Origin of the sequence: Variovorax sp. E3 (assembly GCF_016082275.1) — a bacterium.
Classification (GTDB): Bacteria; Pseudomonadota; Gammaproteobacteria; order Burkholderiales; family Burkholderiaceae_C; genus Variovorax.
The window spans coordinates 1-22,450 of record NZ_MOWM01000140.1; the positions used below are offsets into that span (position 1 = coordinate 1).

The window sequence follows — 22,450 nt, forward strand, 5'->3', positions numbered from 1 at the left end:
GCGCCGGCAATGCCTGCGCGCGGGCCAGCAGTTCGCGCACGTCGGGCAGCAGCGCCTCGCCGGCCGGCGTGAGCGCCACGCGCCGCCGGGTGCGGTCGAACAGCACCACGCCCAGCGCTTTCTCGAGCTGGGCGATGGCCTGCGTGACGGGCGGCTGCGTCATGTGCAGGCGCAGCGCGGCGCGGCCGAAGTGCAGTTCTTCGGCCACGGCCACGAACTGGCGCCAGGCCCGCAGGTCGATCAGGCTTTCTTTCATATGCCGAGCATATCAATGCGTGGTGAAAATCGGATTGGAACCAATCAATCAGAAGTCCGATACTTGAGCCCGTCGCGCCCCCTCGCGATTCCCCACACCCCACGACAGAAGAGACACCATGGACACCAAACCGATCCAGATCAATCGCCGCAGCGCCAACATCGTCGAAGGCAAGAGCCGCGCGCCCAACCGCTCCATGTTCTACGCCATGGGCTACGAGGAAAGCGACTTCAAGAAGCCGATGGTCGGCGTCGCCAACGGCCACAGCACCATCACGCCCTGCAACTCGGGCCTGCAGAAGCTGGCCGACGCGGCCATCGCGGGCATCGAGGAAGCCGGCGGCAACGCGCAGGTGTTCGGCACCCCCACCATCTCCGACGGCATGGCCATGGGCACCGAAGGCATGAAGTACTCGCTGGTGAGCCGCGAGGTCATTTCCGACTGCATCGAGACCTGCGTGGGCGGCCAGTGGATGGACGGCGTGCTGGTGGTCGGCGGCTGCGACAAGAACATGCCCGGCGGCCTGATGGGCATGCTGCGCGCCAACGTGCCGGCCATCTACGTGTACGGCGGCACCATCCTCCCCGGCAAGTACAAGGGACAAGACCTGAACATCGTGAGCGTGTTCGAGGCCGTGGGCCAGAACGCCGCCGGCAACCTGAGCGACGAAGACCTGCACGAGATCGAGAAGCGCGCCATTCCCGGCACCGGCTCGTGCGGCGGCATGTACACGGCCAACACCATGTCCAGCGCGTTCGAGGCGCTGGGCATCTCGCTGCCCTACTCGTCGACCATGGCCAACCCGCACGACGAGAAGGCCAACTCGGCCAAGGAGTCGGCCAAGGTGCTGATCGAGGCCATCAAGAAAGACCTGAAGCCGCGCGACATCGTGACCAAGAAGGCCATCGAGAACGCCGTGGCCGTGATCATGGCCACGGGCGGCTCGACCAACGCGGTGCTGCACTTCCTGGCGATCGCGCACGCGGCCGAAGTCGAGTGGACCATCGACGACTTCGAGCGCATGCGCAAGAAGGTGCCGGTGTTGTGCGACCTGAAGCCCTCGGGCAAGTACCTCGCGGTCGACCTGCACCAGGCCGGCGGCATTCCGCAAGTGATGAAGGTGCTGCTGAACGCGGGCCTGCTGCACGGCGACTGCATCACCATCAGCGGCCAGACCATCGCTGAAGTGCTCAAGGACGTGCCCGACGTGCCGCGCGCCGACCAGGACGTGATCCGCCCGATCGGCAAGCCGATGTACGCCGAAGGCCACCTGGCCATCCTGAAGGGCAACCTGTCGCCCGAAGGCGCCGTGGCCAAGATCACCGGCCTGAAGAACCCGGTCATCACCGGCCCGGCGCGCGTGTTCGACGACGAGCAGTCGGCGCTCAAGGCGATTCTCGACGGCAAGATCGTGGCCGGCGACGTGATGGTGCTGCGCTACCTCGGCCCCAAGGGCGGCCCGGGCATGCCCGAAATGCTGGCCCCCACGGGTGCGCTGATCGGCGCGGGCCTGGGCGAAAGCGTGGGCCTCATCACCGACGGCCGCTTCTCGGGCGGCACCTGGGGCATGGTGGTGGGCCACGTGGCGCCTGAAGCGGCGGCCGGCGGCACCATTGCGTTCGTGCACGAAGGCGACTCGATCACCATCGACGCGCACGACCTGAAGCTGGAACTGAACGTGCCCGAAGCCGAGATCGCCAAGCGCCGCGAAGGCTGGAAGGCACCGGCCCCGCGCTACACGCGCGGCGTGCAGGCGAAGTTCGCGTTCAACGCGTCGAGCGCCAGCTCGGGCGCGGTGCTCGACAAGTTCTGATTCTTGTCGAAGCGATGACGCTCAGGCCCCGGGCATGCCCGGGGCCGGGGCCGCTCAACGGCGCGGGCGCTGCCCGTTGCCGGTCTTGATGCCCATGTTGGTCTTCTGGCGGTCGATGCGGTCCTGCCTGCGCTTGTCTTCGCGCTCCATGACCTTGCGCTTGGTGTAGCCCGACGAGTCGGCCCAGGCCCACCACGCCAGCGCCATGGCAAAGGGCGACAGCACGATCCACCAGCTCCAGCCGGCGACCATGCCCACCTCGAAATACTTCAGGGCCAGGCCGAGCAGGCCCAATGCCAGAAACCACATCGCGAATCCCTCGGGGTTGTATTGGCAACGCATCCGGACGCCGTGCACGGCGCTACCTACAATCGCGTTGAGTCGAATGTAACTCAGCCCTTACGAAATAGATCCCCATGAAAAGAGTCTTGTTGACGGCAGCCCTGGGTCTCGGCCTTGGCGCACTCGCCGCGCCCGCCTTCGCCGACCTGGCGCTGGCCACCTCGAAGAACTGCATGAGCTGTCACGCGGTCGAGCGCAAGGTGCTCGGGCCGTCGTTCAAGGACGTGGCCGCGAAGTACAAGGACGACAAGGGCGCGGTCGACACGCTCGCCAACAAGATCATGAAGGGCGGCTCCGGCGTGTGGGGCCCCGTGCCCATGCCGGCCAACAACCAGGTCAGCGAAGCCGACGCGAAGAAGCTCGCGGCCTGGGTGCTACAGACGAAGTAAGCCGCCCGCGCATCAGCCCTGCGGGTTGATGTCCGCCGGCATCACCGGCGCCGGCACCGGCGACAGCGGCCGGCGCTCGATGCGGTCCTCGAGCTGGCCGATGTGCGCGGCCACGGTGTTGTCGGTCTGGTCGGAGCGCAGGCGCACCGAGGTCTCCAGCTGCTCCAGGCGCGCCAGCAGCGCGGTCTGGCGGTCGGCGTTCTGCGCCATGTGCTTGTTCTCCTGCGCTTCGAGAAAATTGCGCAGCTCGGTGAAGCGCGAGGCCTCGGCCTTGTCGGCGAGGTCGCGCTGCACCTGCATTTCCTTCGTGTGGCGCTTGGTGTCGAGCAGCACCGAGCTGTGCAGGTACAGCACATAGACCAGGAAGAAAGCGGCCAGCACCACGGTGAGGCCCAGCATGATCAGGCCCAGCGGCGCCGACACGGTCATGAAGCCCAGCCACACGTCGGTGGGCGCGGACAGCGTGCCCCAGTTCAGCGCGGCGAGCGCCGCGATGAGCAGCACGATGACAAACAGAAAAGCGGATCTCACGCCCATGGGGGCCTCCTTCGGAAAGATCGAACACATCGAAACAGGCCGTGCGCGTCGAGGCGCACGGTCACTGCGATGGTTTTACCTCAGCGCGAAGGCCCGCCAGGCGTCCGTGGCCGGATAAACGGCCACGTCCTACAGCAGCCCTCAGAGCTTCTCGGACAGTTGCTCGAGGATGGCCGGGTTCTCCAGCGTCGACGTGTCCTGCGTGATGGCCTCGCCCTTGGCGATGCTGCGCAGCAGGCGGCGCATGATCTTGCCGCTGCGCGTCTTGGGCAGGTTGTCGCCGAAGCGGATGTCCTTGGGCTTGGCGATGGGGCCGATTTCCTTGGCGACCCAGTTGCGCAGCTCGTTGGCGATCTGCTTGGCCTCCTCGCCGGTCGGGCGCGCGCGCTTGAGCACGACGAAGGCGCACACGGCCTCGCCGGTCACGTCGTCGGGGCGGCCCACCACGGCGGCCTCGGCCACGAGGTCGGTCTTTGACACCAGCGCCGATTCGATTTCCATCGTGCCCAGGCGGTGGCCCGACACGTTCAGCACGTCGTCGATGCGGCCGGTGATGCGGAAGTAGCCGCGGTCGGCGCTGCGCACCGCGCCGTCGCCGGCCAGGTAGATCGTGCCACCCATCTCTTCGGGAAAATAGCTCTTCTTGAAACGCTCGGGGTCGTTCCAGATCGTGCGGATCATCGAGGGCCAAGGCCGCTTGATGACCAGCATGCCGCCGGCGCCGTTGGGCAGGTCCTTGCCCGTTTCATCGACGATGGCGGCCATGATGCCCGGCAGCGGCAGCGTGCACGAGCCCGGCACCAGCGGCGTGGCGCCCGGCAGCGGCGTGATGACGTGGCCGCCGGTTTCGGTCTGCCAGAAGGTGTCGACGATGGGGCAACGCTCGCCGCCGATATTGCGGTGGTACCACATCCACGCCTCCGGGTTGATCGGCTCGCCGACCGAACCCAGGATGCGCAGGCTGGTGAGGTCCCAGTTCTTCGGGTGCACTTTCTCGTCGCCCTCGGCCGCCTTGATGAGCGAGCGGATGGCGGTGGGCGCCGTGTAGAACACGCTGACCTTGTGCTTCTCGATCATCTGCCAGAAGCGGCCCGCGTGCGGGAAGGTCGGGATGCCCTCGAACACCACCTGCGTGGCGCCGGCCGCGAGCGGGCCGTAGGCGACGTAGGTGTGGCCGGTGATCCAGCCGATGTCGGCGGTGCACCAGAACACGTCCTCGGGCTTGATGTCGAAGGTCCAGTCCATCGTGAGCTTGGCCCACAGCAGGTAGCCGCCGGTGGCGTGCTGCACGCCCTTGGGCTTGCCGGTGGAGCCCGAGGTGTAGAGGATGAACAGCGGGTGCTCGGCGTTCACCGGCACGGGCGGGCAGTCGGTGCTCTGGCCTTTCAGCGCTTCGGCGAAGGTCTTGTCGCGGCCCTCGACGCGCTTCCACGCGGTGGGCGTGCGCTCGTAAACGAACACGGTCTTGATCGATTCGCAGCCGCCCAGCGCGATGCCGTCGTCCACGATGGCCTTCAGCGGCAGCTCCTTGCCGCCGCGCAGCTGGTAGTTGGCGGTAATGACCGCCACCGCGCCCGCGTCGATGATGCGTTCCTGCAGCGCCTTGGCCGAGAAGCCGCCGAACACCACGCTGTGGGTGGCGCCGATGCGCGCGCAGGCCTGCATGGCGATGACGCCCTCGACCGTCATCGGCATGTAGATGATGACGCGGTCGCCCTTCTTGATGCCCTCGGCCTTCAGCGCGTTGGCGAACTGGCTCACGCGGGCCAGCAGCTCCTTGTAGGTGACATTGGTGACGGTGCCGTCGTCGGCCTCGAAGACGATGGCGGTCTTGTTCTCGACCGGGGTGCCGATGTGCCTGTCCAGGCAGTTGGCGCTGGCATTGAGTTCGCCGTCGCCGAACCATTCATAGAACGGCGCCTTCGACTCGTCGAGCGTCTTCGTGAAGGGCTTGGTCCACTGCAGGTTGCCCTTGGCCAGGCGGGTCCAGAACCCTTCGAAGTCCTGTTCGGCTTCCTTGCACAGCGCCTCGTAGGCGGCCATGCCGGAAATGCGGGCGCCTTCGGTGGCGCGGGCGTCGGGCGGGAACACGCGGTTCTCGACCAGGACGGATTCAATGTTCTTCGATGCGCTGCTCATGCTCTATGTCTCCTGGATGGATGCGGCCGTAATGTCGACGGCCGCACTTACGGGTCACTGACGGTCCGATGTTAGTTCGCAGGGTTATCACGAGTGCGACACGGGGACACCCCTAGAATCCCCCGTCCCAAACAACCGCCCTCCCGATGTCCGCTCCCGATCCCTTCGACACCCGGAACCCGCCCGTACCACGTCGTGGTTCGCCGCTGCGCCCCCTGCCCAAGCTGATTTTCGCGAGCCGCTGGCTGCAGCTGCCGCTGTACCTGGGCCTGATCGTGGCGCAGGCGGTGTACGTGGTGCACTTCCTGGTCGAGCTGCTGCACCTGGTGGAAGCCGCCTTCGGCAGCAAGGACGCGCTGCAGGCGCTGATCACCAGCATCGGCTACAAGACCACGGCCCCCGTGGGCACGCTGAACGAGACGGTGATCATGCTGGTGGTGCTGGCGCTGATCGACGTGGTGATGATCTCCAACCTGCTGATCATGGTGATCGTGGGCGGCTACGAGACCTTCGTGAGCCGCATGGACCTCGAAGGCCACCGCGACCAGCCCGAGTGGCTGAGCCACGTGAACGCGTCGGTGCTCAAGGTGAAGCTGGCCACGGCCATCATTGGCATCAGCTCGATCCACCTGCTGAAGACCTTCATCAACGCCGACAACTACACCGACCGCGTGCTCATTGCGCAGACGGTGATCCACATCGCGTTCCTGTTCTCGGCCATGGCCATCGCCTACACCGACAAGCTCATGACCTCGTCCGCCCCGCACGGCGACGACCGCCACTGAGCCGTTGCCTTGTTCCCTAGCCTGCGTGCGGCAAGTCCCACGCGGGCACTTCGGTGAAGCGGGCCGCCAGAAAGTCGAGCATGGTGCGCAAGGTGGCCGGCATGTGCTTGCGCGAGGCATACACGGCATGCATGCCCACCACCTGCGGCTCGAAATCGGGAAAAAGCCGCACCAACTCGCCCGCCTGCAGCAGCCCCGCCGTGAGGTAGGTCGGCAGCATCGCGATGCCGGCCCCTGCCCTGGCCAGGTACATCAGGCTGGCCGCGTCGTTGGTCGACACGTTGCCGCCCACGGCCACCGACACCGGCTCCCCGTTGCTCTTGCGCGTGAAGTTCCACAGGCTGCGCCCGAAGTAGGAATGCGTGAGGCAGTTGCGCTGCGCCAGCTCTTCCACCCGCAGCGGCTGGCCGTGTTCCTTCAGGTAGGCCGGTGAGGCGCAGACCACCGAGCGGCAGTCCGTGAGCCGGCGCGCGATCAGGTTCGGGTCGATTTCCACTGCCACGCGAATCGCGAGGTCGATGCGCTCATCCACCAGGTTCACCGCCCGGTCGAGCAACACCAGGTCGACCGCCACGCCCGGATAGAGCCGCACGTAGTCGGCCACCGCCTCGGCCAGTTGCGCCTGCGCGAACGAGGTGCTGGCCGTGATGCGCAGTTGCCCGCGCGGCGCCTCGGCCGGGTGCCGCACCGCGGCCTGCATGTCGCCCGTGAGTTCCAGCACCTGACGGCAACGCGGCAGCAGTTCCGCGCCCGCGGCGGTCAGGCTCAGGCGGCGCGTCGTGCGGTGCAGCAGCCGCGCGCCGGTCCATTGCTCCAGCTCGGCCACATAGCGCGTCACCACGGGGCGGGACAGGTCGAGCTTGTCGGCGGCGGCCGAAAGGCTGCCCGCATCGACCACGTTCACGAACACCCGCATTGCATTCAATCGGTCCATTCGAACGATTTTAGAAATAAACAAGCGCGCAAATCGAGGTATTTCTTTCGAAAGCAGAAACCTAAGATGCGTTTCATCCCATCCACTTTCTGGAGATCACCATGAGCCACATTGCCATCATCGGCGCCACCGGACGCGCCGGCGGCCGCCTTCTGGAAGAAGCGCTGCGCCGCGGCCACACCGTCACGGCCATTGCCCGCAAGGCCAGCGCCAAGCTGGCCGGCCGCGCCAACGTGAAGGCGGTCGACCTCGACGTGCTCGACGGCGCCGCCCTCGAGAAAGCGCTGGCCGGCCACGACGCCGTGTTCAGCGCCGCGCACTTCGCCACCGTGCCGCCCGCGGCCATCATCGAGCCGGCCAAGCGCGCGGGCGTGAAGCGCCTGCTGGTGGTCGGCGGCGCCGGCAGCCTGTTCGCGGCGCCCGGCCTGAAAGTGATCGACACGCCCAACTTCCCCGACGCCTACCGCGCCGAGGCCTCGGCCGGCGGCGTGTTCCTGGACGCGCTGCGCAGCGAGAAGGACCTCGACTGGACCTTCCTGTCGCCCTCCGCCGAGTTCGTCGAAGGCGAGCGCACGGGCAAGTTCCGCCTGGGCAAGGACGACCTGCTGGTGAGCGCCGAAGGCCGCAGCTGGATCACCTTCGAGGACTACGCGATCGCGTTCATCGACGAGCTGGAAAAGCCCGCACATTCGCGCCAGCGCTACACCATCGGGTATTGAGGCTCGCCCCCAGGCTCCGCGCACTTCGTGTCGCTTCTCCTACCCCCTACCGGGGGCGGGCCGGCCGCTTCGGGCGGCCGTGCGCGGCGGCCCCCACGAAAGAGCCCAGATCAGGCTCAGCGGCCGGTCATGTTCTCGGGAATCACCCACGCGTCGAACTGCTCGGCCGTCAGGTGGCCCGAGGCGATGGCCGCTTCGCGCAGGCTGGTGCCTTCCTTGTGCGCCTTCTTGGCGATGTAGGCCGACTTGTCGTAGCCGATGTGCGTGTTCAGCGCCGTCACCAGCATCAGCGAGCGCTGGACCAGTTCGGTGATGCGTTCGCGGTTCGGCTCGATGCCCACGGCGCAGTGGTCGTTGAAGCTCACCATGCCGTCGGCCAGCAGGCGCACGCTCTGCAGGAAGTTGTGCGCCACCATCGGGCGGAACACGTTCAGCTCGAAGTTGCCCGACGCGCCGCCGATGTTGATGGCCACGTCGTTGCCGAACACCTGCGCGGCCAGCATCGTGACGGCCTCGCTCTGGGTCGGGTTGACCTTGCCCGGCATGATCGACGAGCCGGGTTCGTTCTCGGGAATGCTCAGTTCGCCGATGCCGCTGCGCGGGCCGCTGGCGAGCCAGCGCACGTCGTTGGCGATCTTGTTCATGCTGGCCGCCAGCGTCTTGAGCGCGCCGTGGGCATGCACCATGCCGTCGATGCTGGCCATTGCCTCGAACTTGCTGGGCGCGGTCACGAACGGCAGGCCCGTGAGCCTGGCCAGCTCAGCCGCCACCTGTTCCGCGTAGCCCTTCGGTGCGTTCAGGCCGGTGCCGACGGCCGTGCCGCCCAGCGCCAGTTCGCTCAGGTGCGGCAGCGCGGCGCGCACATGCGCTTCGCCGTGGGCCAGCTGCGCCACGTAGCCCGAGAACTCCTGGCCCAGCGTGAGGGGCGTGGCGTCCTGCAGGTGGGTGCGGCCGATCTTCACGATGTCGGCGAAGTCCTTCGACTTCTGCTCCAGCGTGCCGCGCAGCTTGGCGATGGCGGGCAGCAGCTTGTGCGTGATGGCCTCGACGGCGGCCACGTGCATGGCGGTCGGGAACACGTCGTTGCTCGACTGGCTGCGGTTGACGTCATCGTTCGGGTGCACCAGGCGGCCTTCGCCGCGCTCGCCGCCGAGGATTTCGCTCGCGCGGTTGGCCAGCACCTCGTTCACGTTCATGTTGGTCTGCGTGCCCGAGCCCGTTTGCCAGACCACCAGCGGGAACTCGCCCGGGTGCTTGCCGGCAATGACTTCGTCGGCCGCGGCCACGATGGCGTTGGTCTTCTTCTCGTCCTGCAGGCCCAGCGCATGGTTGACCACGGCCGACGCACGCTTCACCTGGGCCAGCGCTTGATGATCTCGCGCGGCTGCTGCTCGCCGGAAATGTCGAAGTTCTGCAGCGAGCGCTGCGTTTGCGCGCCCCACAGCTTGTCGGCCGGCACGTCGATCGGTCCGAAGGTGTCGCGCTCGGCACGGGTCTTGGGGGAAGTCGTCATGAGAAAAAGCTCCGCATTCAAGAAAAATCGCGCCGCTTTCCGGCGCAGTGCCGAGTATCGCGCCAACGAGAGTAGCTCTCATCTGACGAGGCCATTGCGCCGCCGCTGACAGGCTGATACCTCTTCGCGCCTTGACCTCTTCATGTCAAAAAGTTATGATTGACGTCTTCTGACGACCAACAAGTCATGATGATGACAGCGTTGGTCACCCCTTCACTACTCGCGGATCTTTGAATCCCGTCGCGGTGCAAGGTTCTTGCGCCGGGCCCAGCCCGGCAAACCGGACGGTTTTTCCGTCCCCATTGCCACGTCACGCTCATCCAGGCGGCGCCCCTCGACCAGGCCCGTCGCACTGCGAATGAAGCATCCGGCGGGCACTGGTTTCGTCGCCATGTCGTCTTCAGTGCCTGCCGGCAGCCTTCGAGGCTAGCCGGGCCATTGCGCGCGCCACCGCGCGCCGATCCATCCCCGGACAGCCCCGAAGGCTGGCGACGTGGTCGCCGCCGCCCTTTTTTCGGGGCGGCGATCTGTCCACCCTTCACACGAAAGGAGCCCCGACATATGGCCAAAGGAATTCTCATCGACCATGTCTTCAAGGTGTTCGGCGACGAGCCCGAACAAGCGCTGGAGCTGGTCCGCCAAGGTCTGTCCAAGAAAGAAATCCTGGCGCGCACCGGCCAGTCGATCGGCGTGTTCGACGCCACTTTCGAAATCCAGGCCGGAGAAATCTTCGTCATCATGGGGCTCTCGGGTTCGGGCAAGTCGACGCTGGTGCGCCTGCTGAACCGGCTGATCGAGCCGACCGCGGGCCGCATCATGATCGACGGCGCCGACATCAACGAGCACTCCGACGCCAAGCTGCGCGCGCTGCGCCGCAAGGACATCAGCATGGTGTTCCAGTCGTTCGCGCTGATGCCGCACATGACGGTGCGCGAGAACACGGCCTTCGGCCTCGAGCTCTCGGGCACGAGCAAGAAAGAGCGCCTGGCGCAGGCCGACAAGGCGCTGGCGCAAGTGGGCCTGGCGGGCTGGGGCGCGAGCTACCCCGACGAGCTCTCGGGCGGCATGCAGCAGCGCGTGGGCCTGGCGCGCGCGCTGGCCTCCGACCCGTCGATCCTGCTGATGGACGAGGCCTTCTCGGCGCTCGACCCGATCATCCGCACCGAGATGCAGTCGGAGTTACTGCGCCTGCAGCAGGAGCAGCGCCGCACCATCGTCTTCATTTCGCACGACCTGGACGAGGCCATGCGCATCGGCGACCGCATCGCGATCATGAAGGACGGCCAGGTGATCCAGGTCGGCACGCCCGACGAGATCCTGCGCAGCCCCGCCGACGACTACGTGCGCAGCTTCGTGCGCGGCGTGGACGCGGCGGCCGTGTTCAAGGCCGGCGACATCGCGCGCAAGTCGCTCACCGTGGTGTGCGAGCACCCGGAGCGCGGCGCGCGCGCGGCGCTCAAGCTGCTCGAAGACCAGGACCGCGACTTCGCCTACGTGGTGAACCCGAACAAGCGCTACCTGGGCACCGTGTCGGCCGACACCCTGCGCGCGGCGCTCGACGGGCACTCGGGCCCGCTCGGCCTGCGCCATGCGTTCCTCGATGCGCTCGGCACGATCGAAGCCGACGCGGCCGTGGCCGGCCTCATCGGCCAGGTCGGACAGGCGCCTTGCGCCGTGCCGGTGGTCGGCGACGACGGCCGCTTCTGCGGCGCGATCAGCAAGACCACGCTGCTGAAGTTCCTCGACCGCGACACCCCGCCGATCGACCCCGCGCACCAGCCCCAGCAACCCGCGGCCGCCGTGGCCCTCGCCTGAACGATTCGAAGGACCCATTGATGAACGACACCACGCTGCCCTCCGAACTCGCTCCGCTGAACGACGCCGCCACGATGCTGGCGACACCCGCACCCGCACCCGCACCCGCGCCCACGCCCCTCGACCCGTGGGAAGCCATGTCCGCCGCGCCCGACCCGTCGTCGACCAGCGCCTGGCTCGACGCGCCCGTGAATGCCGCGCACCAGCTGGCCGGCCAGCCCGACGCCGCCGCCGGCGGCTTCCAGCTGCACCGCCTGTGGGACGGCTCGCTGCCCGTCGAGGCCTGGATCAACCAGGGCCTGGGCTGGGTGGTCGAGCACTTCCGCCCCTTCTTCCAGACCGTGCGCCTGCCCATCGACAGCACGCTGAACTGGGTGCAGAGCCTGCTGACCGGCCTGCCCACGCTCGCGATGATCGCCCTCATCGGCCTGTTCGCCTGGCAGTTCGCCGGCCGCGCATTGGCCATCGGCACCACCGTGGCGCTGCTGCTGGTGGCCATGCTGGGCATCTGGCCCGAGGCCATGGTCACGCTGTCGCTGGTGCTGACCTCGCTGGTGTTCTGCATGGTCATCGGCCTGCCGCTGGGCGTGCTGCTGGCCAGCAGCGACCGCGCGCAGCGCATCATGCGGCCGGTGCTCGACGCGATGCAGACCACGCCCGCGTTCGTGTACCTCGTGCCGGTGGTGATGCTGTTCGGCATCGGCAACGTGCCGGGCGTGATCGTCACGATCATCTTCGCGCTGGCCCCGCTGGTGCGCCTGACCAACCTCGGCCTGCGCCAGGTGCGGCCCGACCTGATCGAGGCCGCGCGCGCCTACGGCGCCTCGCCGTGGCAGATGCTGGTGAAGGTGCAGCTGCCGCTGGCCATGCCGTCGATCATGGCGGGCATCAACCAGGCGCTGATGCTGTCGCTGTCGATGGTGGTCATCGCCTCGATGATCGCCGTGGGCGGCCTGGGCCAAATGGTGCTGCGCGGCATCGGCCGGCTCGACATGGGCCTGGCCACCGTGGGCGGCCTGGGCATCGTGCTGCTGGCCATCTCGCTGGACCGCCTGACGCAGGCCATGGGCAAGTCGCGCCGCAGCGGCGGCCGCCGCTGGTGGCACACCGGCCCGGTGGGCTTCGCGCTGCGCATGCTGCAGCGCGCGGTGGCGCCGAGCCGCGCCGCCGGCGAGCCGGCACCCGCCCTGTCGACGCAGGCGCAATGAGCGGAGGAACCCGACGCATGAAGCACATGACGAACAAGAAGACCAGTCTCATCGCACGCGGCCTGCTGGCCCTGGCCTTCGTGGCCTCGGGCACGGTGGCCCTGGCCGCCGGCAACGACCTGCCCGGCAAGGGCGTGACCGTGCTGCCGCTGAAGAGTTCGCTGGCCGAGGAGGCCTTCCAGACGCTGCTGGTGATGCGCGCGCTCGAGAAGCTCGGCTACACGGTGGAACCCATGAAAGACCTGGAGCCCGCCACCGAGCACCTGGCCATTGCCAACGGCGACGCCACTTTCATGGCCAACCACTGGAGCCTGCTGCACGCCGACTTCTACAAGAACAGCGGCGGCGACGCCAAGCTGTGGCGCAAGGGCGTGTACTCCGACGGCGCGGTGCAGGGCTACCTGATCGACCGCAAGACGGCCGAGCAGTACGGCATCACCAACATCGCACAGCTGAAGGACCCGGCCATCGCCAAGCTGTTCGACGCCGACGGCGACGGCAAGGCCGACCTCACGGGCTGCAACCCCGGCTGGGGCTGCGAGCTGGCCATCGAGAACCACCTGAACGCCTACCAGCTGCGCGACACCGTCACCCACAAGCAAGGCAGCTATGCCGCGCTCATGGCCGACACCATCGCGCGCTTCAAGCAGGAGAAGCCGGTGCTGTACTACACGTGGACGCCGTACTGGGTCAGCGCCGTGCTGCGCCCCGGCGCGGACGTGGTGTGGCTGCAGGTGCCCTTTTCTTCGTCGCAGGGCGATGCCGGCAATGTCGACACGCAGCTGCCGAACGGCAAGAACTACGGCTTCCAGGCCAACCAGGAGCAGATCGTGGCCAACCGGGCCTTCGTCGAGAAGAACCCGGCGGCGGGCAAGCTGTTCGAGGTGATGAAGCTGCCGATCAGCGACATCAATGCGCAGAACCTGCGCATGAGCCAGGGCGCGAACACGCAGCAGGACGTGGAACGCCACACGGACGGGTGGATCAAGGCGCACCAGCAGGTTTTCGACGGCTGGATTGCGCAGGCGCGGGCCGCGGCCCGGTAGCTTTCGCGTGGGTGGGGGCGCTCTTCGGGGACAGGCACACGCCCCGAATCGCCCGCTGAGATAATCCGGGGGCGTTTCCACATTCATAAAAGCCCCCCACCATGACGACCACGATCCAGCAGGCCGACCTGATCGAATCGATCAGCGCCGCGCTGCAGTACATCAGCTACTACCACCCCGCCGACTACATCGCCCACCTAGCCAAGGCCTACGAGCGCGAGCAGAGCCCCGCCGCCAAGGACGCCATTGCGCAGATCCTGACCAACAGCAAGATGAGCGCCACGGGCCACCGCCCGATCTGCCAGGACACCGGCATCGTCAACGTGTTCCTCAAGGTGGGCATGGACGTGCGCTGGGGCGGCTTCACCGGCAGCCTGGACGACGCCATCAACGAAGGCGTGCGCCGCGGCTACAACCACCCCGACAACACGCTGCGCGCCTCGGTCGTGGCCGACCCGCAGTTCGACCGCAAGAACACCAAGGACAACACGCCCGCGGTGATCTTCACCGAGATCGTGCCGGGCAACACCCTCGAAGTGACGGTCGCGGCCAAGGGCGGCGGCAGCGAGAACAAGAGCAAGCTGGTCATGCTGAACCCCGGCGACAGCGTGGTCGACTGGGTGCTCAAGACGGTGCCGACCATGGGCGCCGGCTGGTGCCCGCCGGGCATGCTGGGCATCGGCATCGGCGGCACGGCCGAGAAGGCCGCGCTGATGGCCAAGGAAAGCCTGATGGACGACCTGGACATGCACGAGCTGCAGGCCAAGAAGAAGTCGGGCGCCGAACTCACGAAGGTCGAGGCGCTGCGCATCGAGATCTACGAGAAGGTCAACGCGCTGGGCATCGGCGCGCAGGGCCTGGGCGGCCTGGCCACCGTGCTGGACGTCAAGATCCAGATGTACCCGACGCACGCCGCGAGCAAGCCCGTGGCCATGATCCCCAACTGCGCGGCCACGCGCCACGCGCACTTCACGATGAACGGCAGCGGCGCCGTCTACCTCGACCCGCCGTCGCTCGACATGTGGCCCGACGTCAACTGGGCCCCCGACGAGAAGAAGAGCAAGCGCGTCGACCTCGACAAGCTCACGCCCGCGGAAGTCGCAAGCTGGAAGCCGGGCGACACGATCCTTTTGAACGGCAAGATGCTCACCGGCCGCGACGCCGCGCACAAGCGCATCCAGGACATGCTGGCCAAGGGCGAGAAGCTGCCGGTCGATTTCACCAACCGCGTCATCTACTACGTCGGCCCGGTCGACCCGGTGGGCGACGAGGCCGTGGGCCCCGCGGGCCCGACCACCGCCACGCGCATGGACGGCTTCACCGAGATGATGCTGGCCCAGACCGGCCTGATCGCGATGATCGGCAAGGCCGAGCGCGGCCCGGTCGCCATCGAGGCCATCAAGAAGCACAAGAGCGCCTACCTCATGGCCGTGGGCGGTGCCGCCTACCTCGTGAGCAAGGCCATCAAGACCGCCAAGGTGGTGGGCTTCGCGGACCTGGGCATGGAAGCGATCTACGAATTCGACGTGGTCGACATGCCCGTGACGGTGGCGGTCGACGCCGGCGGCACCAGCGCGCACATCACCGGCCCGGCCGAGTGGCAAAAGCGCATCGCCAGCGGCGAGTTCAAGACCATCATGATGGAAGAAGCTTGAACACGGTAGGCGTCTTCGACAGCGGCGTGGGCGGGCTCAGCGTGCTGGCCGCGCTGAGGGCCGAGCTGCCGCACGAGAACTTCGTGTACTTCGCGGACACGGCCTATGCGCCGTACGGCGAACGCGGGGACGCCTACGTGATCGAGCGCTCGCGCGCGGTGGTCGACCACCTGCTGCGCGCGCACGGCATCAAGGCGCTCGTGGTCGCGTGCAACACGGCCACGACCGCCGCCATTCATTTGCTGCGGGCCGAGCACCCCGACCTCCCGATCGTCGGCCTGGAGCCAGGGCTGAAGCCCGCCGTGGCGACGAGCCGCACGGGGCACGTGTCGGTGATGGCCACGCGCGGCACGCTGGCCAGCGCCAAGTACGCGGCCCTGCGCGCCTCGTTCGCAGGTTCGGCCGAGGTGCGCCCGGTGCCCTGCGACGGGCTGGTGAAGGCCATCGAGGGCTTCGACGCCGCCGGCATCTCGGCCCTGTGCGAGCGCTACATGAAAGAGGCCGGGCCTTTCGGCGACGGCCCCACGGACGTCGACACGGTGGTGCTGGGCTGCACCCACTATCCGCTCGTGAAAGACGAACTGCGCCGGCACGCGCCGGCCGCCTTGCGTTTCATCGACACCGGCGTGCCGGTCGCGCAGCAGACGCGGCGGCTGCTGGCATCGGCGGGCCGGCTCGCAGGCGGCGGCGATGGCGGGCTGCGCCTGGAGAGCAGCGGCGACGTCGCCGTGCTCGAGGCCGCCGCCACGCAGTGGCTCGGCCTCCCCACGGCCGCCGCGACCTGACCGCACCGTTCGCCCCCTCATGCGCCTTCTACGCCACGCCGCCCTCCTCCTTTTCTGCCTCTCGGCCGCCGGCCTGAGTCACGCGGCCTGCGAAAGCGGCCTGGCCGAGCGCATGCACGCCAAGCTGCACCCCAAGCGCCCGCTCGACGAGCGGCTCGCGGCCTGCAAGATCTGGCCTGCGTTCCCGGGGCGCAGCATCGTCGTGTTGCCGCTGCCGCGCGAGACCACCGACAACGGCGCCAAGGTGTTCGACCTGGAGCTGCTGCTGATCCAGCGGCCCGACAACGGCAACACCGAACGCGACACGGTCATCGCCCGGCTGTTCCAGCCCGAGGCGCTCGACGAGGACGCGACCACGTCGATCCAGGACATCCGCATCGACACCTCGCGCTACGTGCTGTCGGCCGACGCCCGGGCCTTCGGCGTGCGCGTGCGCTACCGGGGCACCAGCGCCCCCGGCAGCCCGCTGGCGAGCGAGACCGTGCGCCTGTACGTGCACCACGGCAAGCAGTTTCGCCAGGTGCTGCAGGAGGTCGAGCTCGACCACGACAACGGGGGATGGGATTCGACCTGCACCGGCCACTTCGAGAAGCTGCGCACGATGCTGTCGGTGGGCAAGGCCAGCAGCAACGGCTTTGCCGATCTGCAGTTGTCGCGCACGCTCGTGCAGAGCCGCGCGCAGGAAGAGGAAGACCAGGGTTGCGTGGAGAAGGCGCTGCCCGCGAAGTTCAGCACCGTGACGCTGCGCTACGACGGCGAGCGCTTCAAGGTGCCGAAGTCGCTGCTGCGCCAGGCACCCTGAAGTCTGTCAGTGCAGGTGGCGCGGGCGGCGACCGCCGCCGTGTCCACCACCGCCGCTGCCCCCGCTGCCGGGGCCGCCCGTGCCGCGCGGGCGCTTGCCGATCTCCAGCGAGTTCACCAGGGCGTCGAAACGGTCGCTGAAGAGGCGATCGATCTCGGAGACGACCCCACCCAGCTCGGCGCCGTCGAAGTGGCGCTCCATGAGGTTCACGACGTCTTCCACCAGCAGGTCGCGCTGCACCTGCATGATCGCGGCCGGATTGGGGCCGACGAACAGCATCAGGAAGTCGTCGCGCGACTCTTCTTCAGGGTCGCCCTCTTCCTCGTCGAAGTCGGTGTCGTAGAACGTGACCTCGATGGCCGCGCCGCGCTCCGACAGCTCGTTCAGGCCCATGCACATTTCGTCGAGCGCCTGGCGGAAGTCTTCGTCGCCCGGCACCGTCCAGCAGATCTGCAGCGTGTGGTCCTTCTGCTCGAAGCGGATGCCCGGCTCTTCTTCGTAGGTGCTGGTGGCGCCGTCGGCCAGCGACTTGGCGCCGGCGTACTTCCACAGGGGCTTGAGCGCCTCCTGGATCTGGTCGAAGCTCACGTCCGCGCGCAACGGCACATCGCCGTGCACATGGATCTCAAATGGAGCGTTGTAGCGAGGCATCGAATGCTCCCTTGTAAGTTTGGTACCCGGAACGGGGGTCGAACCCGTATGCCCCGATTAAGGAAGCGGCGGATTTTAAGTCCGATGTGTCTACCAATTTCACCATCCGGGCGTCAGGTTGAACATCGACGATAACCCAAACAAAACAAGCCCCGGCAACGTCGGTTGGCGGGGCTTGGAAGTCGGGGTCGAATCGAGTTGAACGAGAGGGTGGAGGCGCGACCCGGAGTCGAACCGGGCTAGACGGATTTGCACTGGAATCAGTCCAACCAAATCAACAGGCCAGCGCAGCTAGCCAAACCACTCTCTGCTCCGCTCTCCCCCCGCTTAGGTAGCGCCGATGCAAGGCCCGATTATCTCTCATGCGGCAGGGGGCGGACACCAGCCTGTGCGGTCGAAGTGCTCACCTCGCGCCTGTCTAGGTTGTCCGAGTTGGTGGCCAGAAGGCCTGAGCCGGCCAAGCTGGTGATGGGCCCACGTCTGCGCCAACATGCCCGGGACCGCCTGGAGGGCGAGATCCACGATGCCCAAGCGCGCGAGATCGCCGGGCCTCGGCAAGCTGCGTTCACCCGCAGACTTGGCAGTTCCTGCCAGCGGCTTTGCAGACCCCATTGGGGATTCACATGGGCAAGCGCTCACCCTGTGGGTTGATCCAACACTGCTCGTGAACGGAATCCGGGAAATGCAGGCGCGGCCGCAATCCGAGGACGTCGATTTCGACCGAGATCCGGATTTGATCAAGATTCGATGGGGCCGAATCGAAACGTCGGGCACGGCTACGGATACGCTGTAAAGATCAACTGTACAGATGAAGATCCATTTTTTACGCCAACCGGCTGCGGTCGAACAGCCGCATGCCGTATTACCTTGTCTCACTGACGACAATCGGGCATAGCATGGAACTCAACCTGAACCACAATGACTTAGTCGTGCTGAACGCAGCAGACCGAAAGCCCGAGGAAGGCCGCGTCTTTGTTATCGGACAATTCTGATCAGTTCCGGTCTCCGCGCAAAGAATGCACGCAGAGCTCGTGCATCATTGTTGGCTAGGCGATCCATAAACAAAGCAAATTTGACGCCCTGAAGGGGCAAGGAGAGAGAGATATATATGAGGAAGCTTCTGATTGTTTTGATTTCGCTTACAGCACTCCCGCTTATCGGGTGTGGTGTAGCGCCACAAGCGAGCCCCGAGATTCGAGCAAGGGCAATGGAGCCACTGTACTGCGAAGGCGCAGACGAGTGCGCTCGTTATTGGCGCCGAGCCCAGGTATGGGTGGTGACAAACAGCAAATGGAAGATTCAAACTGCGACCGATGCCGTGATCGTGACCCACACGCCCCCTTCAGGCGATATTTATAGGGCCTACCAGATCACACGAGAACCACTTTCCGGCGGCCGCGAGCAAATCAAGATTGCATCAGGTTGCGCCAACACATTCGGCTGCACCACGGACGAGTCCACCATGGCTCTCGCCTTCAAGAACTACGTGAAGGGGTCGCAGTAGCCGCCTGACCTCCTGTTGCAGGACCTCAATCCACAGCTCCCAACTACCCGAGCTCCACCCGCGAAACCGTGGGTGACGCGAACACACCGAAGCCGCCCGTGAGGCGGCTTTTTCATGGGCGCCATCTACAAAGCCCACTTAGCAGCCGACTGGCTGATGCGGTCCGACTCGTAGTTGACCAGTGCGCACACGCGGCAGCCATGCCACGATGGCTGCCCCATGCGGCTCGTCGCCGAGCACGCCAGGCTTGAAGGTGAAGAGGTTCCCGTTGTCGCTCACGGCCTCCAACACGGCAAAGTGAAACTCCCCCTGCTCCAGCTCGGTTACGGTGATCGCCCAGCGCCTCGCTCCTGCCGTGTGCCCTCTCCCCTGTTGTTGAGGAACGGTTGTGCGGCGGGCAAGCCGTTCACACTGTCAACGATGGTCAAGCCGGCGGGAGTAGTTCTCGATCAGGGGCACCATGTGACGCTGGCTCAAAAAACGCACGGCCTCCAGGAGCGTACAACCTCGTTCAGCCTCTCTTGAACAAGGGGTAGCACTCCTCGATCGCAATATCGCTTACCCGCTTTGGCGGGTATTTTTGGCGGCCGCCCAGACGCCACGCAATCTTTGCGCAATGAACTAAACGCAAAATGCCCGACTCCCCGCTTGGCCAACAACGATCGACATGAATACATCAGAACTCACAGGTGCGCAGCTTGACCAATGGGTAGCAAAGGCTGTGGGTCGCGAGGCTGAGCCGGACTACTCGCCCTCATCAGATTGGACGCAGGGCGGTCCGATCTTGGAGCGGGAAGGCATCCACGTCGCCCCCCTGCCGGCCAAGGGCGGTGCGTGGTGCGCGATCTCTATAGGCCGGCTGCAGGATCGAGCAACCAGCGGCCGTGGAACTTGGGTGGAGGGACCATCGCTGCTGGTTGCTGGAATGCGGGCCCTCGTAACAGCGAAGTTCGGCCCGACCGTCAACGCCTAGAACGCGCTGTGCCGGCGGCGTGGTCAATTTCCTGTTTGGCTACAGCCATCGCAGCAAGCACCGCCGACGCCGAACTCCGCGAAACGAACTCGTCCCTGCGGACAATCGGGCCATCGTCGATCTTGAACGACCATTCGAATTGCTCTGCCTGCTCCACGACCTGGACATCAACGCGCCGGCCCTTATGCGAGAAACTGTGATCCATCATGCCTCCTGCGTTTTGGTTTTCAGTTTGCCGCGCGACTCACTGATTGGGTTTAAATAGTCGGTAAGTTTTATCGCCGGCCGTTACCTCGGCTACCTCGTCGTAGCCAGAGGGGAAAGGTAGGCCGGCTGAACCCAGCAGTAGGCGCAGATCGCCATCGTCCGCGTCCAAATCAAGCAGCACAAGGGCTGTACGCAGTCGAGCCTTTTCCGCAAAGCCCATGGCTATCTTGCTGTACGCAAGATAGCCTGGCGTACCGAGCAAGAACGTGGGGTGCCCAGGGGATCGCCCGCCCATCGCGTAGACCAAGCCCGGCAGATAGCTCACTGCCACGATGTCGTCCCCTGGCTTGAAGCCACTGCGCGCGGCGGCTGTGCGGAGTTGTTCAATCAGCGTGTGCGACGTGCGGTCCAGCTTCATCCAGTGCGCAGGGAATCCAACCTCGGTTGGAATGGCTTGTAGCTGCAGTCCGGTCGAGACCTGTGAAGGCGTTTGCACACTACCTTGCACCACTTGGCTGCACGTCACGCCGCCCATAACTGCCATCACGCCGAGCAACAACGCTGGCCGGACTCTATAGCGAGCGATCAGCGCGACACCGAGCAGAAAGACCAACCCGAACCAGGGCACGGCATAGAAGGAGATGACGTTGTACAGCGGGTTGGCGGTACCGACGGAGCCCGCGATCGGCAGGCCTAGCAGAAACAGCACGAGTCCGCGGCACTGCATCGCGGCCGGGTCACATGCTCGCCGTGCACCAGCGGACTGCATGGCGAAGAGTGCGTAGATCGCAATCAGCAACAGGATCCACGCCCCGTAAAACGACAGGTAAGCAGAGACGCCGGTGGCGGACGCTAAGGCGGGCAGCCTGCTCGTCAGCACGTCTGCACCAACGCCCCACGACAGCACGGCTGCGACAGCAAACGCCAGCGTGGCAACGACCGAGGGACGGAGGATCGCCAGCGTACGAGAACCTGGCCCAGCGAGCCGCAGCACGAGCAACGCCGCAGCGACCATCAAGTGGCACGGCCAGAAGATCAGGAAAGCGGACCAAGCCAGGACGAACAGGTCACGCGGGTAGGCAAAGATCTTGGCCTCAGGCGAGTGGGTGCCGATCGCTTGATATAGCTTCCAGCCATGCGTGAACATTTCCCATTGGCGCACGGGGCCTTGCACTGCGATGAAGTGGAAACCAGACCATACGATCATGCCCAATCCCACAGTCAAGAGCAGCCGGATTCTTCGCAAGCGGCCTACGCCGGGCCAATACCAGAGCAGCGCGAACAGGCAACCCAAAACCAATACAGCAGAGGTGAAGCGCACGAACACCCCCGAGCCCAGTGCCAGCCCGGCGATCCCAAAAAAACTTGTCGTTTGCGCGTTACCTGACGCCGATGTTTCTCGCGCCAGCGCCCACATCACGAACCCCGCGAAGAGGTTGAGCGCGATCGCTGTCAGCGTGTAGTAATTTGGCGTCGCAAAGGCCCACTGGTAGTAAAGGATCCCGCCGAGTTGGATGAACAGCAGCGAGTTCAGGCGTACGTGTTGCGCATGCCTCGCGCCTGGAAACATGATCAGCAGCAGCTTTTGAAATCCAATCCAGAACGCCAGCGCCGACAGCATGATCGCCGCAAGGCCCGCGAGCCGGAACATCGCAGGGTCATAGCCCACCAACCTGAAGATCGCGCCTGTGTAGTCGAAGACAGCAGAGACGTTCTGCTCGATCTCCATGGGATACCGGGCGGCCAACAGATACACGCCCTCGTCCGCGATGCCAAGGCCGCGATCTGCGCCCCAAGCAATCACAGCGATGGCTGCAGCCAGCAGGGCCGCCAACAGGGCACCGATGCCTCGCGCAGCCAAGCACGCTCCTGAAATCTTCGCTGACTTGTTCAGTTGATCCCTCGCTCCGTAATATTTGCACCGGATGCTGCCCGCTCAAGATGACAGAAGGAATCGGGTCAGACCAGTAGACGTAAGGTCGCCTTAAAAGAAAAAATCGCCCCAATGCGAACGTCGGGAGGAAGGACGCGCTGAGGCCGGCTGCTATGACGGGGCAAGAAGCGCTCTATCGTTCTTCACGGTGGGAACTCGGAGACGCGTCCGGTGGGTCGAGGTTCGCTCATACCATCGGTCATGAACCAGCATTCGGGATCCAGGACCGCCGACTCGAACCAAGCCGCCATGTCACCCTAGTGCGAGAAGAAGACGATATTAGAGTCCATCATCTGATATTGAACGCCCTCCTCTTCGCGCAGGTCCCGAAGCATCCCGTGGCTCAAGTAAACGCAGTCGATAAATCGCGCCGAGCCCTTAAAGATGCATTCCGGATCCTGCCCCATCCACAGCAGGTCTCCCTATAGGCCTGAGGTCGCTCAA

21 protein-coding genes, 1 tRNA gene and 1 pseudogene are annotated in these 22,450 nt (G+C 65.8%); 13 read left to right on the forward strand and 10 right to left on the reverse strand.

Features of this window, described 5'->3' with window-relative positions; genetic code table 11:
* Positions 1 to 256, reverse strand: a 256-nt coding sequence (locus BMG07_RS31985) for a LysR family transcriptional regulator (protein ID WP_198087879.1), incomplete at its 3' end; no start/stop codon positions are given.
* Between the two features lie 118 nt (positions 257 to 374).
* Here BMG07_RS31985 and ilvD point away from each other — a divergent pair.
* Complete coding sequence (gene ilvD / locus BMG07_RS31990) at positions 375 to 2,069, forward strand: dihydroxy-acid dehydratase (RefSeq protein ID WP_198087880.1); 1,695 nt, start codon at positions 375 to 377, stop codon at positions 2,067 to 2,069.
* Between the two features lie 54 nt (positions 2,070 to 2,123).
* On the opposite strand, the gene BMG07_RS31995 is transcribed toward ilvD, so the two are convergent.
* Entirely contained in the window at positions 2,124 to 2,378 is a 255-nt protein-coding gene (locus BMG07_RS31995) for a TIGR04438 family Trp-rich protein (protein WP_198087881.1), read from the reverse strand.
* A gap of 107 nt (positions 2,379 to 2,485) precedes the next feature.
* Here BMG07_RS31995 and BMG07_RS32000 point away from each other — a divergent pair, with 107 nt between their 5' ends.
* Entirely contained in the window at positions 2,486 to 2,800 is a 315-nt protein-coding gene (locus BMG07_RS32000; protein ID WP_198087882.1) for a c-type cytochrome, read from the forward strand.
* Between the two features lie 12 nt (positions 2,801 to 2,812).
* Here BMG07_RS32000 and BMG07_RS32005 read toward each other — a convergent pair whose 3' ends face one another.
* Positions 2,813 to 3,337 (reverse strand): LapA family protein, encoded by a 525-nt coding sequence (locus tag BMG07_RS32005; protein WP_198087883.1) that lies wholly within the window; start codon positions 3,335 to 3,337, stop codon positions 2,813 to 2,815.
* Between the two features lie 141 nt (positions 3,338 to 3,478).
* Positions 3,479 to 5,476 (reverse strand): acetate--CoA ligase, encoded by a 1,998-nt coding sequence (gene acs / locus BMG07_RS32010; protein WP_198087884.1) that lies wholly within the window; start codon positions 5,474 to 5,476, stop codon positions 3,479 to 3,481.
* 146 nt (positions 5,477 to 5,622) lie between these two features.
* On the opposite strand from acs, the gene BMG07_RS32015 reads away from it, so the two are divergent.
* Positions 5,623 to 6,261, forward strand: coding sequence for a YqhA family protein (locus BMG07_RS32015; protein WP_198087885.1), 639 nt, complete (start codon positions 5,623 to 5,625; stop codon positions 6,259 to 6,261).
* 16 nt (positions 6,262 to 6,277) lie between these two features.
* On the opposite strand, the gene BMG07_RS32020 is transcribed toward BMG07_RS32015, so the two are convergent.
* A complete protein-coding gene (locus tag BMG07_RS32020) occupies positions 6,278 to 7,195 on the reverse strand; it encodes a LysR family transcriptional regulator (RefSeq protein WP_198087886.1) in 918 nt (305 codons plus the stop codon).
* Between the two features lie 101 nt (positions 7,196 to 7,296).
* Here BMG07_RS32020 and BMG07_RS32025 point away from each other — a divergent pair, with 101 nt between their 5' ends.
* Positions 7,297 to 7,914, forward strand: a complete 618-nt coding sequence (locus BMG07_RS32025; RefSeq protein ID WP_198087887.1) for an NAD(P)-dependent oxidoreductase — start codon at positions 7,297 to 7,299, stop codon at positions 7,912 to 7,914.
* Between the two features lie 116 nt (positions 7,915 to 8,030).
* On the opposite strand, the pseudogene fumC reads toward BMG07_RS32025, so the two are convergent.
* Positions 8,031 to 9,427 (reverse strand): annotated as a pseudogene (gene fumC / locus BMG07_RS32030) (class II fumarate hydratase).
* A gap of 561 nt (positions 9,428 to 9,988) precedes the next feature.
* Between fumC and proV the strand changes: the two are divergent.
* The 6 genes from proV to BMG07_RS32060 all read left to right on the forward strand — a co-directional run bounded on the left by proV (position 9,989) and on the right by BMG07_RS32060 (position 16,738).
* Positions 9,989 to 11,242: a glycine betaine/L-proline ABC transporter ATP-binding protein ProV gene (gene proV, locus BMG07_RS32035; protein WP_198087888.1), complete on the forward strand. Its 1,254-nt coding sequence runs from the start codon at positions 9,989 to 9,991 to the stop codon at positions 11,240 to 11,242.
* A 20-nt stretch (positions 11,243 to 11,262) separates the two neighbouring features.
* Complete coding sequence (gene proW / locus BMG07_RS32040; protein WP_269759599.1) at positions 11,263 to 12,450, forward strand: glycine betaine/L-proline ABC transporter permease ProW; 1,188 nt, start codon at positions 11,263 to 11,265, stop codon at positions 12,448 to 12,450.
* A gap of 17 nt (positions 12,451 to 12,467) precedes the next feature.
* The gene (gene proX / locus BMG07_RS32045; protein WP_269759600.1) at positions 12,468 to 13,496 is read left to right on the forward strand and encodes a glycine betaine/L-proline ABC transporter substrate-binding protein ProX; all 1,029 of its coding nucleotides are present in this window, start codon (positions 12,468 to 12,470) and stop codon (positions 13,494 to 13,496) included.
* A 101-nt stretch (positions 13,497 to 13,597) separates the two neighbouring features.
* Positions 13,598 to 15,151 carry a fumarate hydratase gene (locus BMG07_RS32050; RefSeq protein WP_198087889.1) on the forward strand — a complete coding sequence of 518 codons (1,554 nt, stop codon included), beginning with the start codon at positions 13,598 to 13,600 and terminating at the stop codon, positions 15,149 to 15,151.
* On the forward strand, positions 15,148 to 15,936 hold the full coding sequence (murI, locus tag BMG07_RS32055; protein WP_198087890.1) for a glutamate racemase: 789 nt from the start codon (positions 15,148 to 15,150) through the stop codon (positions 15,934 to 15,936). Before BMG07_RS32050 ends, murI begins: the two co-directional genes overlap by 4 nt.
* Before the next feature lie 19 nt (positions 15,937 to 15,955).
* Positions 15,956 to 16,738, forward strand: coding sequence for a hypothetical protein (locus tag BMG07_RS32060; protein WP_198087891.1), 783 nt, complete (start codon positions 15,956 to 15,958; stop codon positions 16,736 to 16,738).
* A 6-nt stretch (positions 16,739 to 16,744) separates the two neighbouring features.
* Here BMG07_RS32060 and BMG07_RS32065 read toward each other — a convergent pair whose 3' ends face one another.
* Together BMG07_RS32065 and BMG07_RS32070 are read right to left on the reverse strand one after the other, a co-directional pair.
* Positions 16,745 to 17,389, reverse strand: a complete 645-nt coding sequence (locus BMG07_RS32065; RefSeq protein ID WP_198087892.1) for a DUF6806 family protein — start codon at positions 17,387 to 17,389, stop codon at positions 16,745 to 16,747.
* 20 nt (positions 17,390 to 17,409) lie between these two features.
* Positions 17,410 to 17,501 (reverse strand) — tRNA-Leu (locus tag BMG07_RS32070).
* 411 nt (positions 17,502 to 17,912) lie between these two features.
* On the opposite strand from BMG07_RS32070, the gene BMG07_RS32075 reads away from it, so the two are divergent.
* The 3 genes from BMG07_RS32075 (at position 17,913) to BMG07_RS45180 (ending at position 19,866) form a co-directional block, all read left to right on the forward strand.
* Positions 17,913 to 18,182: a hypothetical protein gene (locus tag BMG07_RS32075; RefSeq protein ID WP_198087893.1), complete on the forward strand. Its 270-nt coding sequence runs from the start codon at positions 17,913 to 17,915 to the stop codon at positions 18,180 to 18,182.
* 483 nt (positions 18,183 to 18,665) lie between these two features.
* On the forward strand, positions 18,666 to 18,893 hold the full coding sequence (locus BMG07_RS32080; protein WP_198087894.1) for a hypothetical protein: 228 nt from the start codon (positions 18,666 to 18,668) through the stop codon (positions 18,891 to 18,893).
* A gap of 667 nt (positions 18,894 to 19,560) precedes the next feature.
* On the forward strand, positions 19,561 to 19,866 hold the full coding sequence (locus BMG07_RS45180) for a phage protein NinX family protein (protein WP_198087895.1): 306 nt from the start codon (positions 19,561 to 19,563) through the stop codon (positions 19,864 to 19,866).
* Here BMG07_RS45180 and BMG07_RS32090 read toward each other — a convergent pair.
* Both BMG07_RS32090 and BMG07_RS32095 read right to left on the reverse strand, forming a co-directional pair.
* Complete coding sequence (locus tag BMG07_RS32090; RefSeq protein ID WP_198087896.1) at positions 19,856 to 20,071, reverse strand: hypothetical protein; 216 nt, start codon at positions 20,069 to 20,071, stop codon at positions 19,856 to 19,858. The genes BMG07_RS45180 and BMG07_RS32090 overlap by 11 nt on opposite strands.
* A 39-nt stretch (positions 20,072 to 20,110) precedes the next feature.
* Entirely contained in the window at positions 20,111 to 21,907 is a 1,797-nt protein-coding gene (locus BMG07_RS32095; RefSeq protein WP_198087897.1) for a hypothetical protein, read from the reverse strand.
* Positions 21,908 to 22,450: the final 543 nt, after the last annotated feature.

Excerpts from the sequence above, each read along its gene's own strand:
- ilvD (WP_198087880.1), top strand. The coding sequence starts at position 375 with ATGGACACCAAACCGATCCAGATCAATCGCCGCAGCGCCAACATCGTC.
- proV (WP_198087888.1), top strand. The coding sequence starts at position 9,989 with ATGGCCAAAGGAATTCTCATCGACCATGTCTTCAAGGTGTTCGGCGAC.
- BMG07_RS32050 (WP_198087889.1), top strand. The coding sequence starts at position 13,598 with ATGACGACCACGATCCAGCAGGCCGACCTGATCGAATCGATCAGCGCC.
- BMG07_RS32065 (WP_198087892.1), bottom strand. The coding sequence starts at position 17,389 with ATGCCTCGCTACAACGCTCCATTTGAGATCCATGTGCACGGCGATGTG.
- BMG07_RS32060 (WP_198087891.1), top strand. The coding sequence starts at position 15,956 with ATGCGCCTTCTACGCCACGCCGCCCTCCTCCTTTTCTGCCTCTCGGCC.
- BMG07_RS32005 (WP_198087883.1), bottom strand. The coding sequence starts at position 3,337 with ATGGGCGTGAGATCCGCTTTTCTGTTTGTCATCGTGCTGCTCATCGCG.
- BMG07_RS31995 (WP_198087881.1), bottom strand. The coding sequence starts at position 2,378 with ATGTGGTTTCTGGCATTGGGCCTGCTCGGCCTGGCCCTGAAGTATTTC.
- BMG07_RS32090 (WP_198087896.1), bottom strand. The coding sequence starts at position 20,071 with ATGGATCACAGTTTCTCGCATAAGGGCCGGCGCGTTGATGTCCAGGTC.
- BMG07_RS32020 (WP_198087886.1), bottom strand. The coding sequence starts at position 7,195 with ATGGACCGATTGAATGCAATGCGGGTGTTCGTGAACGTGGTCGATGCG.
- BMG07_RS32025 (WP_198087887.1), top strand. The coding sequence starts at position 7,297 with ATGAGCCACATTGCCATCATCGGCGCCACCGGACGCGCCGGCGGCCGC.
- BMG07_RS32075 (WP_198087893.1), top strand. The coding sequence starts at position 17,913 with ATGCCCAAGCGCGCGAGATCGCCGGGCCTCGGCAAGCTGCGTTCACCC.
- BMG07_RS32015 (WP_198087885.1), top strand. The coding sequence starts at position 5,623 with ATGTCCGCTCCCGATCCCTTCGACACCCGGAACCCGCCCGTACCACGT.
- proX (WP_269759600.1), top strand. The coding sequence starts at position 12,468 with ATGAAGCACATGACGAACAAGAAGACCAGTCTCATCGCACGCGGCCTG.
- BMG07_RS45180 (WP_198087895.1), top strand. The coding sequence starts at position 19,561 with ATGAATACATCAGAACTCACAGGTGCGCAGCTTGACCAATGGGTAGCA.
- BMG07_RS32000 (WP_198087882.1), top strand. The coding sequence starts at position 2,486 with ATGAAAAGAGTCTTGTTGACGGCAGCCCTGGGTCTCGGCCTTGGCGCA.
- acs (WP_198087884.1), bottom strand. The coding sequence starts at position 5,476 with ATGAGCAGCGCATCGAAGAACATTGAATCCGTCCTGGTCGAGAACCGC.
- proW (WP_269759599.1), top strand. The coding sequence starts at position 11,263 with ATGAACGACACCACGCTGCCCTCCGAACTCGCTCCGCTGAACGACGCC.